The organism is Nitrospira sp. (genome assembly GCA_016788885.1).
Classification (GTDB): domain Bacteria; phylum Nitrospirota; class Nitrospiria; order Nitrospirales; family Nitrospiraceae; genus Nitrospira_A.
Genome location: JAEURX010000038.1, coordinates 117,394 through 132,922, shown reverse-complemented (window position 1 = coordinate 132,922; position 15,529 = coordinate 117,394). Strand labels below are relative to the sequence as shown.

The following is a 15,529-nucleotide window of genomic DNA, read 5'->3' as shown; positions in this document are numbered from 1 at the left end:
AACGCCTTCTCATGTGATCGCTAAAACGCCTGTGAGCGTGGTTCGTCCCGTTCGAACAAGTCTTGGGTGGAATGTGTCTCGAATCGGGGTGGTCATCAAAACCACGGCGATTCTCAGCCTGTCACTCATCTGGTGGGGCTGTGCCAAGCCGAAAATGCCGGAATCCCAGCAAGTGGTGAAGCCGGCCTGTGAGCGGACCATCACGGCTGAGGTGGTGGCGTTGGACCAGGTGTATTACTACAACCGGTTCGGTGCATTTAATCCGGCCGGCATCATGTATGCGTTGCGGCGGGATGTTGTTCCTACCGATGAGAAAGATCTCCTCAATGGAGATTTGGATAGTTGGTCGGACGAGAAGGAACAGTCGATCTCCCTTCAGCACGGGCCTGCCGATATCGACCTAGCCGGAAACGTCAAATTGCGATCCGACAAGCGCCCACGCCCGTTGGTACTTCGGGCCAATGAAGGAGATTGCTTGCAGGTCACGTTCACCAACCTGCTTTCTCCGGAAACGAACGGTCAGGAAGTCATGCTTGATCCGGAAAAACGGCTTACCCGGCCGGACAAGCGAGTGACGGCTGTCAGCGACAGCGACGAACCGTCTACCCGGCACGCCTCCATGCATGTGAACGGATTAAGTCTGGTGGATTCTATCGATTCTCAGGGGGCGAATGTCGGTCGTAATGGATGGCACGATGGAAGCGGCAAGAAGACAGACGGCCGATGCTCCTCGAACCGAAGCGATTTTGGCGCGAATCTCTGCGCACTGGCGGCACCCGGTGAAACCAGAACCTACACCTGGTACGCCAAAAAGGAAGGGACATTTTTCCTCTATTCCATGGGGGCGCCTGCCGGTGGCGAGGGAGACGGTGGACAGGTCGGGTTAGGCCTGTTCGGCGCGATTAATGTGCAACCAAGGGGCGCGAAGTGGTATCGCTCCCAGGTGACCCATGAAGATTTGAGCGCGGCGAGCCATGCGCAGCCGACGAAATTCGGCCAGCCGATCATCGACTATGACGCGACGTATAAGAGCGAGCCACATGCGGGCGACCCGATTCTGAATATGCTCAAGTGTAATCCGCAAGACCGTCGCCGCTGCGAACTTGTCCACTCGGATCTGAATGCGGTGGTCGATATCGATCGAGAGGACGGTTGTGAAAAAATGGGTGAGGGCAATGCCTGCGGGAGACCGTATCGTGAATTTACCGTGATTTTTCACGATGAGATCACTGCCGTGCAAGCTTTCGACGAACTCAGAGAAGAAGGCTCTCCCCTGAATTCGCTCCGCGACGGCATGGGGATCAACTACGGCGCCTCTGGTGTGGGATCTCTCGTCGTGGCCAATCGGAACAAGCTTGGCCCGGCGCGGGATTGTGTGGAATGCAAACTCGAAGAATTTTTCCTCACCTCCTGGGTCAACGGCGATCCGGCGATGGTGGTCGGATACGAACGGGAGAAAGACGGGACGTACAAGAAGGACGGCAATGGACGGTTCGTCACGCGGGCGCGGTATCCTGATGATCCGTCTAATGTGCATCACTCCTATCTCGGCGACCCGGTCCGCTTCCGGAACATGCATGCGGGCCCCAAAGAAACCCATGTGTTCCATTTACATGCGCACCAATGGGTCGAAGACAAGCACGATCCTCTCTCGCACTACCTGGATTCACAGACGATTTCACCTGGTACGACCTTCTCGTACGAGGTGCATTACGGCGGGTCCGGCAACCGGAATCTCGGGCCAGGTGATTCCATTTTCCATTGCCACCTCTATCCCCATTTTGCGCAAGGGATGTGGGAACTTTGGCGGACACACGACGTGTTTGAGGATGGTTTGTTCGGAAAGGGAGCATTTGACCCTCAAGAAACGATCAGCGAAACCAACAACAATCCTCGGTGGCGCAATCTTCCCGATGCCGAAATCGAAGAAGGGACGCCGAACCCCGCCATTGTTCCATTGCCGCGTACTCCATTACCTCCTATGCCGATGGTAGTGACGCAAAAGACCAAAGATGGAAAAGAGATTGAAGATAGTTCAAAGAGTTTTCGAGGCTACCCGTTCTACATTGCCGGGAAACCGGGCCATCGGCCCCCGCAACCGCCGCTTGATCTGGAAGGCGGAGACGATGTGGGCACGCTTCGCCGCCACGTGGTGGCCGACGGCACGGTACATGACGCCCTGGATGCGCATGGGCCTCAGGAGATGAAACAGGCTCCGCCGATGAACAATGACCTATTTGATAAAGGACGACAGCAGTCGGCTCATATTGCTTCGCGCGTATCCACACAGAATGCCGATAAGGATTTGGTCGGATTGGCGCGTGAATTGGTCACGGCAAAATTAGATGTGATCTCGACCGCCGGCACGCCCAACGAACAACGGGCGATGAAGTTTCATGCCGGAATGGCTCAGGTCAACGGCACTTCTGCCGTTCGCCCCGGCGCTCCGGGCTGGACGTATACCCCCTATAACTGGGAAGCACCTGGCTATGTGACCTGTCTTTCCAACGGCGTCTGCGATGACCTTCACGGAACGCGGGTGTTGTTCCATGTGAACGGTGGGGGGAATGTCGCCGATGCCGAGCGCGGAGACGGGAAGTCAGGAGCCCCGTTCTCAAACCCTTGCCCCAAGCAGTTCGTTGACGAAAAGGGTCATGTTCATGATGTGAAGACGCGCGAATATCGTGCCGTCTATATCCAGATGAATATGACGGTCAATAAATCGGGCTGGCATGACCCGCAAGCCCGTTTCCCGGTCTTGGAGCAAGATGTCAAAGAAACTTTGGACGGGAATCGTCCCACCGAGCCACTCTTCTTCCGGGCGCAGTCTGGGGAGTGCGTGGTTTTTCACGCAACGAATCTGATCCCGAGCAATCTCAACCTGGATGATTTTCAAGTCTATACGCCGACCGATACGATCGGTCAGCACATTCATCTGGTGAAGTTCGACGTCACATCATCGGATGGATCGGGCAATGGATGGAATTATGAAGACGGCACCTTGGCTGCCGATGAAGTGCGGGAAAGAATCCAGGCCTACAACAAGACGAATCCCGCGCAGCGGCTCAAGCCTCGCACCCATCGGCTCTTCCTTCGTAAAGGACAACTCGGAGCCACTGAGAACGGCGCCATGGCAGGGGACTCCCGCGGTCTGTGCAGCGATATCACCGGAAAAGAGGCAGATGATCACGATCCTGTCGGTCATCCCTGGTGTGGAGCGCAGACCACGACGCAGCGATGGTGGGCGGACCCGGTGCTGAACGGAAAGCCTGGCGACAAGGGCACCAAAGATCGCACGATGCGCACGGTGTTCACTCACGACCATTTCGGCCCGAGTTCGCATCAGCACCACGGGTTTTATGCCGCGCTGGTGGTCGAGCCGAGAAATTCAAAATGGTATTTCCCGGATGGCCGAGTGATGGGGGGAACCGATGCCACAGGTGTTCCTGAGCCGGTGAATGGGCGCAAGGACGGCGGTCCGACCTCCTATGCCGCGAACGTGATCGTGCGAAGTCACGGTAAGACCTGCATCACTCCGGGCAAGGACGGGGTCGTGTGCAGTGACGCGCTCGATTCCAAGGGCAGTATCGACGCCGATCGAACCGGCCGGGAATTCAATCTGGCCTTTGCGGATTTTGCGATTGTCTACGACAAGGAGAATCAACCGGTGAACCCACCGAGTCAGATCGAAGGTGGGTTACAGACGCCTATTCTCCCCGGCCGTATTCCTGTGCCGGAAGGCATCTCGACAAAAGATCCCGGCACCCAATTGATCAATTACAGGAACGAACCGATTCCGTTGCGCATCGCGACGCAGGACAAAGCGGGCAATCAGTTCACGCAGTTGCCCGTCGATCAGGAGCGCGGTGATCTGGCGCATGTGTTCAGTTCAACTGTTCATAAGGAACAAAAGTCTGTAGACGAGCGTCTGTTTACCGAGCCTATCGGTAAGGGGCGTACGCCAGGTGATCCGGCGACACCGCTCCTGCGAGCCTATGAAGGCGATCACGTTCAGATTCGGCTGATTCAGGGAGCCCAGGAGGAACAACATGTCTTCACGATGCATGGCTCCAAATGGCTGGCCCAGCCGGATAGTCTGAACACAGGCTATGTGAATGCCCAGACTATCGGGATTTCCGAGCATTTCGAATTCAACGATCGCGTGGTGGATTTTATGCCGTTCGGCCGAAGCGATGGAAACAAATCGCTCGGCGGAGCAGGCGAGCGCAAACCGATCGATCATCTCTACTCCTCAGCCGCGACGGACAATCTGTGGGATGGTCAGTGGGGACTGATGCGTGTCTATCCCCGTACGGAGGATGAACAGGGCCTTGTTCGCTTGCCGGGCAATACGGAGAAAACGCATGATGTCCTGGCGTCGGCGTTCATGCAGAATCTCGACGAGCTGTTGGATCGCGAAAGGCTGGAGGTCTCAGATGACGACGCCGGTGATGACGCGGGATCGAACGCCGCGCCGACCGATGCGCTGGAGGCGTTCTGTCAGAAGGGCGGTCAGACCTTGCTATCCCGCTCTTACGAGGTGGAAGCCTGGTTGGCCAAGGACCTGTTACCAGGCGGAAAGCTGTTCTACAACGAGCATTTCGGTATTGCAGATCCCAATGCGATTATCTTCGTGGAATCCAGCGAGAAAGCCATGCTGCGATCGGGGAGCAAGCGGTCGGAGCCGCTCATCCTTCGCGCCCGGGCCGGCGACTGCATCCGTGTCACCCTGACCAACCACCTCCCTGCGGTCATGCAGGATGGCCCCGATCATCCGGAAACCTGGAGCTACAACATGGTACCCCCGATCGTCTCGGGGTTCTCGTTTAATCAGGTACGTTCGTCGAGCCGGGTCGGATTACACCCCCAGCTGGTGGACTATAACCTGCTGAAGAGCGACGGTGCGCATGTGGGACTCAATGATGATTCCACCGTCGCGCCGGGTGCCAGCAAGACCTACCTCTGGTACGCCGGCGACATCGTGACCAATGAGAAGGGGACTCGCATCGTGGGCATCCCGCATGAGTTTGGAGCCATCGGCTTGCAGGATATGGGAGATGTCATCAAACATGCGTCCCACGGGGCGATCGGCGCCTTACTCATCGAGCCGCAATGCTCGCGCTGGGAGACCGTGCCGTCGACGGGCAACGCCGAAGCGGTGGTGACCTATTGGAAGCCGGAGTCGGCATCAGGCCGGCAGGGGAGACATCTGAAACACCGGGTCTGCCCCGTCGAGCCCAAGGTGGACTCCGGACAGTTGTATCGATTCAAAGAAATGGTGCTGCTGTATCAGGACAACCTGAGCGTCCAGCAGTATGGGCAGCCCATTCCCAATCTTCGGAACGGGGACGACTCCGAAGATTCCGGGCAGAAGGGGTTCAACTATCGCTCGGAGCCGCTCTGGGCGAGATTAGGCGCCAATGCAGCCGATGAGCCGGAGACGATGAGCCAGTTCGATTGGTCGAATGTCTTGAGCTCCACGGTTCCGCATTTCCGGTGCGAGGCTGATTTTATGGGGAAAAAATATTGTGATCCTGAAACGCCGATCTTTACCGCTAAGGCCGGAGAGCCGGTGCGGTTCCGGGTGGTACATCCAGGAGGGCATCCACGGCAGCACGGCTTCACCGTTTTCGGCCACGACTGGGTGCCGAGTCCATGGATCGATGCGTCGAAAACCATGGGCTGGAATCAGGATGGCCTGACGCGAGTCGGATCGGCCGGAGGCATTGGGCCGGGCCGCAACGTGAACATTCTGACAACGGCCGGAGGGGATTGTAAGGTTCCGGGCGACTATCTCTACCGCACGCAAGAGGGGTTCATGTTCGGCGGCGGATTGTGGGGCATCTTCCGAGTTGAGGAGAACCCCGGGCTGCGCTCGTATCAACCGGATTGGGCCTGGGCCGGAAATCTCTTCGGGTATGAGACGAGCAAAGTGGCCTCGTCGGACCTGTGCAAAGTTCAGGCGTCGAACGAGACTCCGGTTACGCAACCATGAGACAAACCATACGCAACTTCCTGGTCGCGGCGAGCGGAAGTATTCCGACCTTTCTGCTCGCAGCAGCCCCTGTGGTAGTTGGCGCAACAGAGTCTGCGCTGCCCTCTGCTGTGCAACGGTATGAACAGAACGGTCTCGCAATTGAGCTGACCGTTGCTCCTCTGAACAGCGCATCGGGAACCGGGAAGGAGTTGACCGCCGGTCAACTCGCCACGGTCAGGGTCGCGCTCATGGATGCCAGGAGTGGATCTCCTGTGGTGGGGATACGTCCAAAGGGGTGGATGACGGGTCGGCCTTCTGAGATGGCGGCTGATGAAGTCACCTGCTACGAGAAGGTCCGTCGGCTGGCCGGTGGACGCTTGAGTGCCCGCGCCGAGATCGACTTGAATCGCTATGTGATTGTGACGCTGAATCACGACAAGACGGTATCGGTGATCGACCCGCAGCTGGAGTTTAGCGCGACCAAGTTGGAAAGTCTTGTCACGCTGCCAGGTGTCGGGGCGGATTGGGTCCTCAGTCCCGATCAGACGTATCTGTATGTGACGATTCCGGATGCAGACGCCGTCGCGGTGATCGAGACGCGAACCCGCAAGCTCACCCAGACCATTGCCGTTGGAGAGGGAGCACGCCCGGGACGAATCCTCTGGGAGCCCGATAGCCGCCGGCTTTGGGTCGGCCTGGACGGAACACATCAGGTAGCGGTGCTTGACGGGGAAAACCACAGGCTCCTTGAGTCCATAACGGTAGGACGAGGACTTCATACATTGGCGGCTGTTCCCGACGGTCGATTCATGTATGTGACGAATAGCCAGAGCGACACGGTGTCGGTGATCGATACCCAGGTCTTGGCGCCTGTGGCGTCGGTGCCGGTCGGCAAGACACCTGTGGCATTGACTTACAGCAGCGCTGCCCGTCGGATGTACGTCGGAGGGGTCAATGGCTCGGAGATTGTGGCGATTGATCCCTCGACACATCGCCCTGTCGCTCAGATGTCCCTGGCGCCGGGCGTCGTCGCCTTGGCTGTGGAGCCTCAGGGGCGCTTTGTCTTTGCCGTCAATCAAGTCGAGAGCAGCCTGTCCATCATCGATACCGCCACGAACACGGTGACGGCCACCACGAAGGTGGTCAAAGATCCGGATCAAATCGTGTTCACGCAACGGTATGCCTATGTGCGTGGCATCGAATCGGAAAAGTTCACCCTCCTCGATCTCCGTGAGGCTCGGAAGGGAAAGCTGGCTCCACTGGATGTGCAGGCCGGACGGCAAGCGCCGAGTGCCGCGCCGCAGGAACTGGGTGTTGCCCCTATGATTGTCGCGACACCCGAAGGCAATGCCGTGATGATCGCCAATGCACCGGATGCGACGCTCCATTATTATCAGGAAGGCATGATGGCTCCGACGGGGACCTTTTCGAATTACCGTCGGATGCCGCGTGGCATCCTCGTGCTGGATCGAAGCCTGAAAGAGCTGACTCCCGGGGTGTACCAGGCGACCGTGACGCTTCCGCACTCCGGTCGATTCGACGTTCCCGTGTTACTTGACCAACCTCGCGTGTCCCACTGTTTTCAGGTGGCGGTTCAGCAATCCCCGATGTCCACGGCCGGGGAGCCGAGCGCTCGACCGGGACGTATTCAGGTGCGGTTTGAGGGCAAACTCGTGCCGGCGCACGTTCCAGCCTCCTTGTCGTTCGACTTGCTGGATGCCGATACTCAGGAGCCGGTCACGGGACTCCATGACGTGCAGGTATTGCTCTTCGAGCCGCCGGGCACATGGCAACAACGACGGTGGGCCAAAGAAGAACACGCCGGACACTATGTGATCACACAGTCTTTTCCGCATGCGGGAGAATATCGGGTGCTGGTGCAATCATCCTCCAGGCAGGTGCGTTTTGCAGATAGCCGTCCCGTTCTGCTCACGGTCGGGCCACCGATGTCGTCTTCTCCGGAGGCTCTGGGAGAGGCGGGAAAGCCATGAGGGCATGTGCTTGATGAGGCTGAGGAACGTTGCCGTCATGATGATGGTGTGGTTGTGTAGCGCGGTTGCCGCGCCGGCCTGGTCCGATGTCACCCTGCCTTCCATTCCCGATGTCGAGGTGATCGACCAAGACGGTATCGCGCACCGCTTCTATAAGGATTTGGTGAAGGGGAACATTGTGGTCATCAACTTCATGTACACGACCTGTAACACCAGTTGCCCTGCGGCAACCGGGTTGCTGAGCGGTGTGTACCACCGGGTACGAGCAACGGACCAACCGGTTACCCTACTATCTGTGACTGTCGACCCCGTCCACGACCGGCCGTCCCGACTCAAAGCCTATGCCGCGCAATTTGGCGCGGGGAAGGGATGGCGCTTCCTCACCGGCACCCCGGCAGATGTCGCCCGCATTTTGGCATCCCTGCAGGTCTTCGCATCGAACAAAGCGGACCATCCGGCCATCGTGGTCATTGGAAACGAAGCCGCTGGGACATGGACGCGCCTGTACGGCGAGGCCTCTGTTCCGATGGTAATGGAACGCCTCGACGCTGCCGTCGGCCGACCCGACCCCATTCCCTCTGACGTCGCTCAATAGGTCCTGCATCATGGCTCGTCGACTGCTCCGAGTGCCCAGAGTCTGTGTTACCGTCGGCCTGTTCATGGTGGTGTGTTGTATGGTGCGGCCTTCGACCGCGGCATGGATCGATCCGCTCACGCCACAGGAGCGGCAGGGGCGCGATTTCTATCAGTATGGCGCGGACGGACATGCGGATCATGTTCGCGTGAGCTTGGAGGGAGTCAAGGGAGGCCTGCCGCCGACTCTTTTTCGGTGCGCGGGGTGTCATGGCCACCGTGGACAGGGAACGCAAGAGGGGGGGCTGCGAGTCCCTCCTCTCACGCCACTGGCGCTCAGGCAGGCGCGGGAAGGTGTCAGTGCCGGAGGGGCTCGTCCCGGATACACGGACGAGGGGCTGGCGAACGCCATCACGCAAGGCATTGATGCGTCCCACCATGCGTTACACCCGAGTATGCCGCGGTATCAGCTAACCTCCGACCAATTGGCAGGGGTGATCGCGTATTTGAACCGGATCGGAGGGGAGTCGGACACGGATCTCGGAGTGACCGCGACTGCTGTCACGGTCGGAGCGGCGCTCCCCTTGACGGGGCCGCTTGCACGGATAGGCCAGGATGTGGCCGCGATCTTGAGAGGGGCTATACAGCGTCTGAACGAGCAGGGGGGTGTGTACGGCCGGCACATCGAGTTGATTGTGGAAGATTCCCGGGGGGAGCCTGCACTCACGGAGCAGGCCGTTGCTCGCCTCATCGAGACACATCACGTCTTCGCCCTCGTGGGAAGCTTTGAGCCGGCGGGAGAGGTAGGCGCCCGTGAGCGCCTGGAGCAGTACCATATCCCCTCGATTTTTCCTCTGACTCAATCCCCCCAGCTATATGATCCGCCTAGCCCTTCCCTATTTTATGCCTTGCCTGGTTTCGATCTTCAATTCCGATCATTGCTCGATTTTTTTGCGTCCCGAGCGAAGGCCCTCACGGGCACATCACAGCCTCGTTTGGCACTCGTGCATAGGAACGGGGGAGGAAACGGCGAGGCGTTGCGGGGGGCGCTGGCGCAAGTTCGGCATCATGGCTTGAATCTAGCCATGAATTATGAATATTCAAAAGGGCGCCAGGATGTTGTGGCTCTTGTCACGCAATTGGAACAGCAGGGAATCGATGCCGTCCTGTTCATAGGAGACGGAGAAGGTCTTGTCTCGATGGCCAATGAACTTGCCCGTCGGGAACTTTCGCCGATTGTGCTGAGTGCGATCGGCATGGTGGGCGCACACGCTCATACCGTTCCGTCCGGTCTTCGCTCGCGGGTAGTGCTCGTAACCCCGATCGACCCTCCTACGGAGCGGGAGCTGACATCGTTGCGGGCGTTGAGTGAGCAGGCTACCGTAACAAGTGTCGGCTTTGCTCGTATGAGCCAGGGTGCCGTATCGGTGCTGGGCGAATCACTCAAGCGGGCTGGTCGAGACCTCAGTCGTCATGCGGTCATTGAAGCGCTGGAGACATTTCTCGACCAGGACACCGGTGCAGGGTTTTCCGTGACGTTTGGAGCGCAGCGTCGTTTGGGACATGTGGCATCAAAAGTTGTCGGTCTGACCCAAAATCCGCCGTACGTTTCACCATTGACGGATTGGATGATGCCGGAAGGGGATCCATGACGCCTCATCCCGGAAGGTCGGAGCTGTGAAACGACCGATCAGAGAGCGTCTCGGGGGAGCGGCATGGTTGACAGGTTTGAAATTCGTATGATATTTTCCACGGCTCATGTCGGCTGGACCGGCATGCCTACACCTCGCTCCCATCTGCGAATGGGGGCCATTGTTCAGGAGGAATCTGCATGGAGCTCTACGAGTCCCTGTTCATTATTCGTCCGACTTTAAGCGACGAAGAAACCACTGCGCTGATTGAAAAGATGAAGGGCACCGTGACAAAGAACGGCGCCAACCTCGTCCGGGCCGAGAATTGGGGCCGCAAGAAGCTTGCGTATGAAATCAAGCGTGAACGGAAGGGCACCTACGTGTATTTCTATTTCCAGGGGCCTGGTTCGACTATCGCCGAACTAGAACGCGCCTATCGGCTTGAAGACTCCATCATCAAGTTCCTCACGGTGAAATTGGAGCAGGAGCCTGCTCCGCCCAGAGGCGCCCCCGTGGCCACACCAGCCGCACAAGGAGCCACCGTTGGCGGGGTTCAATAAAGTTATTCTGGTCGGAAATCTGACCCGGAATCCTGAGCTGCGGTATACGCCAAGCGGGACGCCGGTCGCCAGTTTCGGCTTGGCGACCAGTCGACGCTTCAAGCAAGGCGAGGAGCTGAAGGAAGAAGTCTGCTTCATCGACATCGTCGTCTTCGGCAAACAGGCCGAACATTGTGGGCAATACCTGAGCAAAGGCAACGGGGTGATCATCGACGGGCGTCTGCAGCAGCGCCGGTGGGAGACGGAAGACGGCCAGAAACGTAGCAAGCACGAAGTCGTGGCCCAAGGTGTGACCTTTCTACCGAAGCGTGGCGAGGCCGGAGGCGAGGGCGGCGGCTTTCATGAAGAACCACCTTCATACGAAGACGAACAGTTGTAGGAGACGGAGGCGATCATGGAACGAGGAGATCGTGGAAACAGCGGAGGGGGCGGCGGTCGGTTTTTTCAGCGCCGGAAACCGTGCCGGTTTTGCGTCGACAAAGCCCCGATTGATTTCAAGGACATCGGCCTCTTGCGGAATTTTTTGACCGAGCGGGGACGGATTGTCCCACGCCGCATTTCCGGCAATTGCCTGCAGCACCAACGCGTGTTGACGGTGGCGGTCAAGCGGGCGCGACAGATTGCGCTGGTCAGTTTCGCAGAAGAGCGGTAAGGCGAGGGGTTGCTGTTGGTTCGTCTTGGATCACTCGGCGGCGTAGTCTCTCGTCCGTCTCGGTTAGCGGCAGTGCTTTCTGTGATGACCATGCCCATGGATATGCTCAACCCAGCGATTGCCGATATCGGCCCGGATGGCTTGACTGTGTCGTGTGCGGCGACAGGGGCACAGTTGGGTTTGAATGAGTCGGAAGACACGTTCGAGGGATCGCTCGATATTCACCTGGAACTCGCCAGGCAGGACGGTCCGATCAGTGTGACCGGCACGCTGGAGGGCACGGCAATCCGACAGTGTGTCCGGTGTCTTGCGGATTATGCTGATCCTCTGTACGTCAATCTCTATGCAGAGTATCTTCCGCAGGTCGGCGCTCCCTCTAAATCGGCTCCGGCAGAGCAGGGCCGGAAGCGTGCGAGACGCGACGCGCAACCGGTCGAGCCTGTGGAGGAAGCCGACGAAGAAGACGAAATGTATTGGTACCAAGGGGACCATCTCGATTTGGCCCCGATGTTGCGTGAGCAGGTGATTCTGGCCGCTCCGATGCAGCCCTTGTGTCGAGAGGAGTGTCTCGGACTGTGCTCCCAATGTGGACAGAATTTGAACGAGCGCCGCTGTGGTTGCCCGCCTGAGCAGGCGCCCAGTCCGTTCCGCATGTTGCGGGGGCGCCAATCCCAGAGTGGAAACGCGTAGTTTGCTAACCGGGTCATGTGCCCGTTGAAGGAGTCGTCATGGCAAATCCAAAACATAAACATTCACGATCTCGGCGGGATATGCGGAGAACGGCCAAGATGAGGCTGGTTCCTCCAGGGTTTTCGCTGTGCCCGCAGTGTCACGAATTGAAACTGCCGCATTATACGTGTATGAACTGCGGTACGTATAAGGGCAAGGCCGTGATCGTCGTCGAGGAATCCTAGCTGAGTTTTATTTTCCTGACGTGATTCGGGTACAATCGTCCACCGTGATCACGATCCGACGCCATGTCATGCGTGAGGCCGTTCAGGGCCTGGCCGGCAGGGCGTCTCTACACGACTCTTCACCTCTCTATCCGTGGACCGTTCACCGCATATGAAGATTGCCGTCGATGCGATGGGCGGAGACCACGGACCGGCCCCGGTCATTGAAGGCGCGATGCAAGCCGCGCAGGAGCTGGGTGTCGGCATCATCCTGGTCGGCAGAGAAGATGAGCTGACCGCTGCATGCCGCAAACTCAACTGTCACGACGAACGGATCACCATCCACCATGCGCCGCAAGTGGTCGAGATGCACGAGTCGCCGGCCGCCGTGGCGCGAAAGAAGCGGGACTCCTCCATCTGGGTTGCGACCGAGTTGGTCAAGTCTGGGGAGGCCGATGCAGTGGTGAGCCCGGGCAACACGGGCGCCAGCATGGTGTCGGCGTTTTTCGTGTTGGGGTTGATCAAGGGCGTCGAGCGACCGGCGATTGCCACGATGTTACCGACGTTGACGGGGAGCGCGGTGATGCTCGATGTGGGTGCCAATGTCGATTGTTCGGCGCAGCATCTGGAGCAATTCGCTTTGATGGGCAATGAATTTGCCCGGCATGCCTATGCCAAGCCCAACCCTCGCGTGGGACTCTTGAGCATTGGCGAGGAAGACAGCAAGGGGAACGAGGTCACCAAGGAAGCGTTCAAGTTGTTGAAGGCCAGCCCGCTGAACTTTATTGGAAACATCGAGGGGCGGGACGTCTACAGCGGAAGCGCGGATGTGGTGGTGTGCGACGGATTTATCGGAAATGTGGCTCTGAAGATTTCCGAAGGCGTGGCAGATGTCATTAAGAAGCTGCTGATGAAGGAACTCTCGGGTTCGTGGCTTGGGCGGTTGGCGTATCCGTTGATTGCCAAGCCGCTGCTGAACCTGAAGCGAAAAATCGATTATGCCGAATTTGGCGGAGCGCCTCTGCTAGGCGTCAACGGGACGACGATGATTTGTCACGGTCGCTCATCTGCCAAGGCCATCAAGAATGCCATTCGCCGGGCGAAGGGTCTGGCTGAAACCCGCCTGGACGAGTTGATTCAGCGTGACATTGAAGAGAGTCTGCGGCGGCATCAGGATGAGCGGCCGGAAGGAAAGCAGGCGTGAGACGTGCGCGAATCACCGGAACCGGCTCGTATGCTCCCGAACGGGTGATGACCAACGCCGACCTGGAACAGTTGGTTGCGACCTCCGATGAGTGGATTCGCGAGCGCACAGGGATTCGTGAGCGCCGCATTGCGGCTCAAGGGCAGGCCTGCTCGGATCTGGGACTGATTGCCGCAGAGCGTGCTTTGAAAGCTGCCGGCCTGTCCGGCAGTGATCTCGATCTGATCCTCCTGGCGACCTGCACCGGGGATATGCCGTTGCCCTCGACGGCCTGTCTGCTCCAACATCGCTTGGGCGCAACCCGCGCGGCGGCTTGCGACTTGTCTGCGGCCTGCTGCGGGTTCGTTTATGCGCTGGGTGTGGCCGATGCGTATGTTCGGACCGGAATGCGCCATGTGTTGGTCGTGGGGTCGGAAGTGATGTCCACGATCACCGATTGGACCGACCGCAATACCTGCATTTTATTCGGGGATGGTGCCGGTGCGGCCGTGGTGAGTGCGTCAGACGGTGATCGAGGGATCCTCTCCACGCATTTGCATTCCGATGGGAGCCTCTCCGATCTCATCGTGGTGCCGGGTGGTGGGACCAGGATACCACCGTCGGAACCCATGATGAACGACCGGGCGCAGTACATCAAAATGAAGGGCAATGAAACCTTCAAGGTGGCGGTGCGCACGCTCGAGGATGTGGCGCGAGAGACCCTGGCGGCGCACCATCTCTCAGTGGAAGATCTGGACCTGTATATTCCTCATCAGGCCAACCTGCGCATTATTAAGGCGGTGGCCGATCGCCTGGGCCTGCCACTCGAAAAAGTGGTCTTGAACATGGATCGTTACGGCAACACGTCTGCCGCCTCCATCCCCATCGCGTTGGACGAAGCCGTGCGTGACGGGCGGGTCAAGGATGGCCAGTTGGTGATGTTCGGAGCATTCGGCGCGGGGCTCACCTGGGCCTCGGCATTGGTGCGTTGGTAGCGACGATAGGGTGGGTAGGAGAGGCAGGCGCGGCGGGTGTAGCCGGCATCTCCCGTCCAGCTTTTTCCCGTTGACATTGAGCATGGTTTCTACGATACCTTACGCGGCTATGACAGCTTCAGGAATCGGATTTTTGTTTCCCGGACAGGGGTCGCAGTCGGTGGGCATGGGACGCGGATTCTATGACGCGTTCCCGACCGTGAAGGCCCTCTATGACGATGCCTCCTCCATCCTGGGGTACGACATTGCGCAACTCTGTTTCGAGGGGCCGGCTGAACGGTTGAACCTGACGGAACACACCCAGCCGGCGCTGTTAGTGAGTAGTGCGGCAGCACTGAAAGCCCTTGAACCAGCAGGTATACAACCAGTGGCGGTCGCCGGGCATAGCCTGGGCGAGTATTCGGCCTTGTATGCCGCGGGCGGGGTCTCGTTCCGTGATGCGGTCGCCCTGGTCCAGAAACGGGGCCGGTACATGTCCGAGGCCGTGCCGCCGGGTACGGGGTTGGTGGCAGCCTTGCTGGGTTTGTCTGCAGAGGTCGTCAAGGCTGCATGCCAGGAAGCCGCTCCGGCTGGAGTGGTTGCCGCTGCGAATTTCAATTCTCCCGGACAGGTCGTGATTGCCGGGGAGAAGGCTGCCGTCGAACGGACTATTGAGATCGCCAAGACCAAGGGATGCAAAAAAGCGATCCCGCTCCCAGTCAGTGTGCCGGTGCATACGCCGCTCATGCAGAAGGCGGCGGACCGGTTGGCCTCGGAATTCGCTGGGGTGTCCTGGCATGACTTGCACGTGCCCTTGGTGAATAATGCCGAGGCGGTAGCATTGCAACGGGCCGATGAGATCCGGGCGTCCTTGGTTCGACAACTGCCGTCGTCCGTTCGATGGGAAGAATCGGTGCAGAAGATGGCCCAGCTGGGGGTCACGACCTTCGTAGAAATCGGACCGGGGACTGTCCTCACCGGATTGGTGAAGCGGATCCTTCCGGGTGCGGTGACAGCGAATGTCCACGATCCGAAGTCGTTGGATGCCACGCTGGTGACCTTAGGTGTGAAGGGGCAAGGGTAGTTCGGGAGAGG

General features: G+C 58.9%; 12 protein-coding genes. All 12 read left to right on the top strand.

From position 1 onward, the window contains the following. The first annotated feature begins 73 nt into the window (after nt 1-73). The 12 genes from JNL86_10600 to fabD all read left to right on the top strand — a co-directional run bounded on the left by JNL86_10600 (nt 74) and on the right by fabD (nt 15,518). Entirely contained in the window at nt 74-5,995 is a 5,922-nt protein-coding gene (locus JNL86_10600) for a hypothetical protein (GenBank protein ID MBL8043353.1), read from the top strand. Next, the gene (locus JNL86_10595; protein ID MBL8043352.1) at nt 5,992-7,968 is read left to right on the top strand and encodes a hypothetical protein; all 1,977 of its coding nucleotides are present in this window, start codon (nt 5,992-5,994) and stop codon (nt 7,966-7,968) included. The genes JNL86_10600 and JNL86_10595 overlap by 4 nt, the downstream gene beginning before the upstream one ends. 37 nt (nt 7,969-8,005) lie before the next feature. After that, on the top strand, nt 8,006-8,563 hold the full coding sequence (locus JNL86_10590; GenBank protein MBL8043351.1) for an SCO family protein: 558 nt from the start codon (nt 8,006-8,008) through the stop codon (nt 8,561-8,563). A 10-nt stretch (nt 8,564-8,573) separates the two neighbouring features. Next, a complete protein-coding gene (locus JNL86_10585; protein ID MBL8043350.1) occupies nt 8,574-10,193 on the top strand; it encodes an ABC transporter substrate-binding protein in 1,620 nt (539 codons plus the stop codon). A gap of 179 nt (nt 10,194-10,372) precedes the next feature. Beyond that, on the top strand, nt 10,373-10,732 hold the full coding sequence (rpsF, locus tag JNL86_10580; protein ID MBL8043349.1) for a 30S ribosomal protein S6: 360 nt from the start codon (nt 10,373-10,375) through the stop codon (nt 10,730-10,732). Next, on the top strand, nt 10,716-11,111 hold the full coding sequence (locus JNL86_10575; GenBank protein MBL8043348.1) for a single-stranded DNA-binding protein: 396 nt from the start codon (nt 10,716-10,718) through the stop codon (nt 11,109-11,111). The genes rpsF and JNL86_10575 overlap by 17 nt, the downstream gene beginning before the upstream one ends. 15 nt (nt 11,112-11,126) lie before the next feature. Continuing rightward, nucleotides 11,127-11,384 (top strand): 30S ribosomal protein S18, encoded by a 258-nt coding sequence (locus tag JNL86_10570; protein ID MBL8043347.1) that lies wholly within the window; start codon nt 11,127-11,129, stop codon nt 11,382-11,384. Between the two features lie 96 nt (nt 11,385-11,480). Further along, complete coding sequence (locus JNL86_10565) at nt 11,481-12,074, top strand: DUF177 domain-containing protein (protein ID MBL8043346.1); 594 nt, start codon at nt 11,481-11,483, stop codon at nt 12,072-12,074. Nucleotides 12,075-12,112: 38 nt separating this feature from the next. Continuing rightward, on the top strand, nt 12,113-12,298 hold the full coding sequence (rpmF, locus tag JNL86_10560; GenBank protein ID MBL8043345.1) for a 50S ribosomal protein L32: 186 nt from the start codon (nt 12,113-12,115) through the stop codon (nt 12,296-12,298). Between the two features lie 151 nt (nt 12,299-12,449). Beyond that, the gene (plsX, locus tag JNL86_10555) at nt 12,450-13,481 is read left to right on the top strand and encodes a phosphate acyltransferase PlsX (protein ID MBL8043344.1); all 1,032 of its coding nucleotides are present in this window, start codon (nt 12,450-12,452) and stop codon (nt 13,479-13,481) included. After that, nucleotides 13,478-14,455: a ketoacyl-ACP synthase III gene (locus JNL86_10550; protein ID MBL8043343.1), complete on the top strand. Its 978-nt coding sequence runs from the start codon at nt 13,478-13,480 to the stop codon at nt 14,453-14,455. The genes plsX and JNL86_10550 overlap by 4 nt, the downstream gene beginning before the upstream one ends. Nucleotides 14,456-14,564: 109 nt before the next feature. Next, nucleotides 14,565-15,518, top strand: coding sequence for an ACP S-malonyltransferase (gene fabD / locus JNL86_10545; GenBank protein MBL8043342.1), 954 nt, complete (start codon nt 14,565-14,567; stop codon nt 15,516-15,518). Nucleotides 15,519-15,529 lie beyond the last annotated feature (11 nt).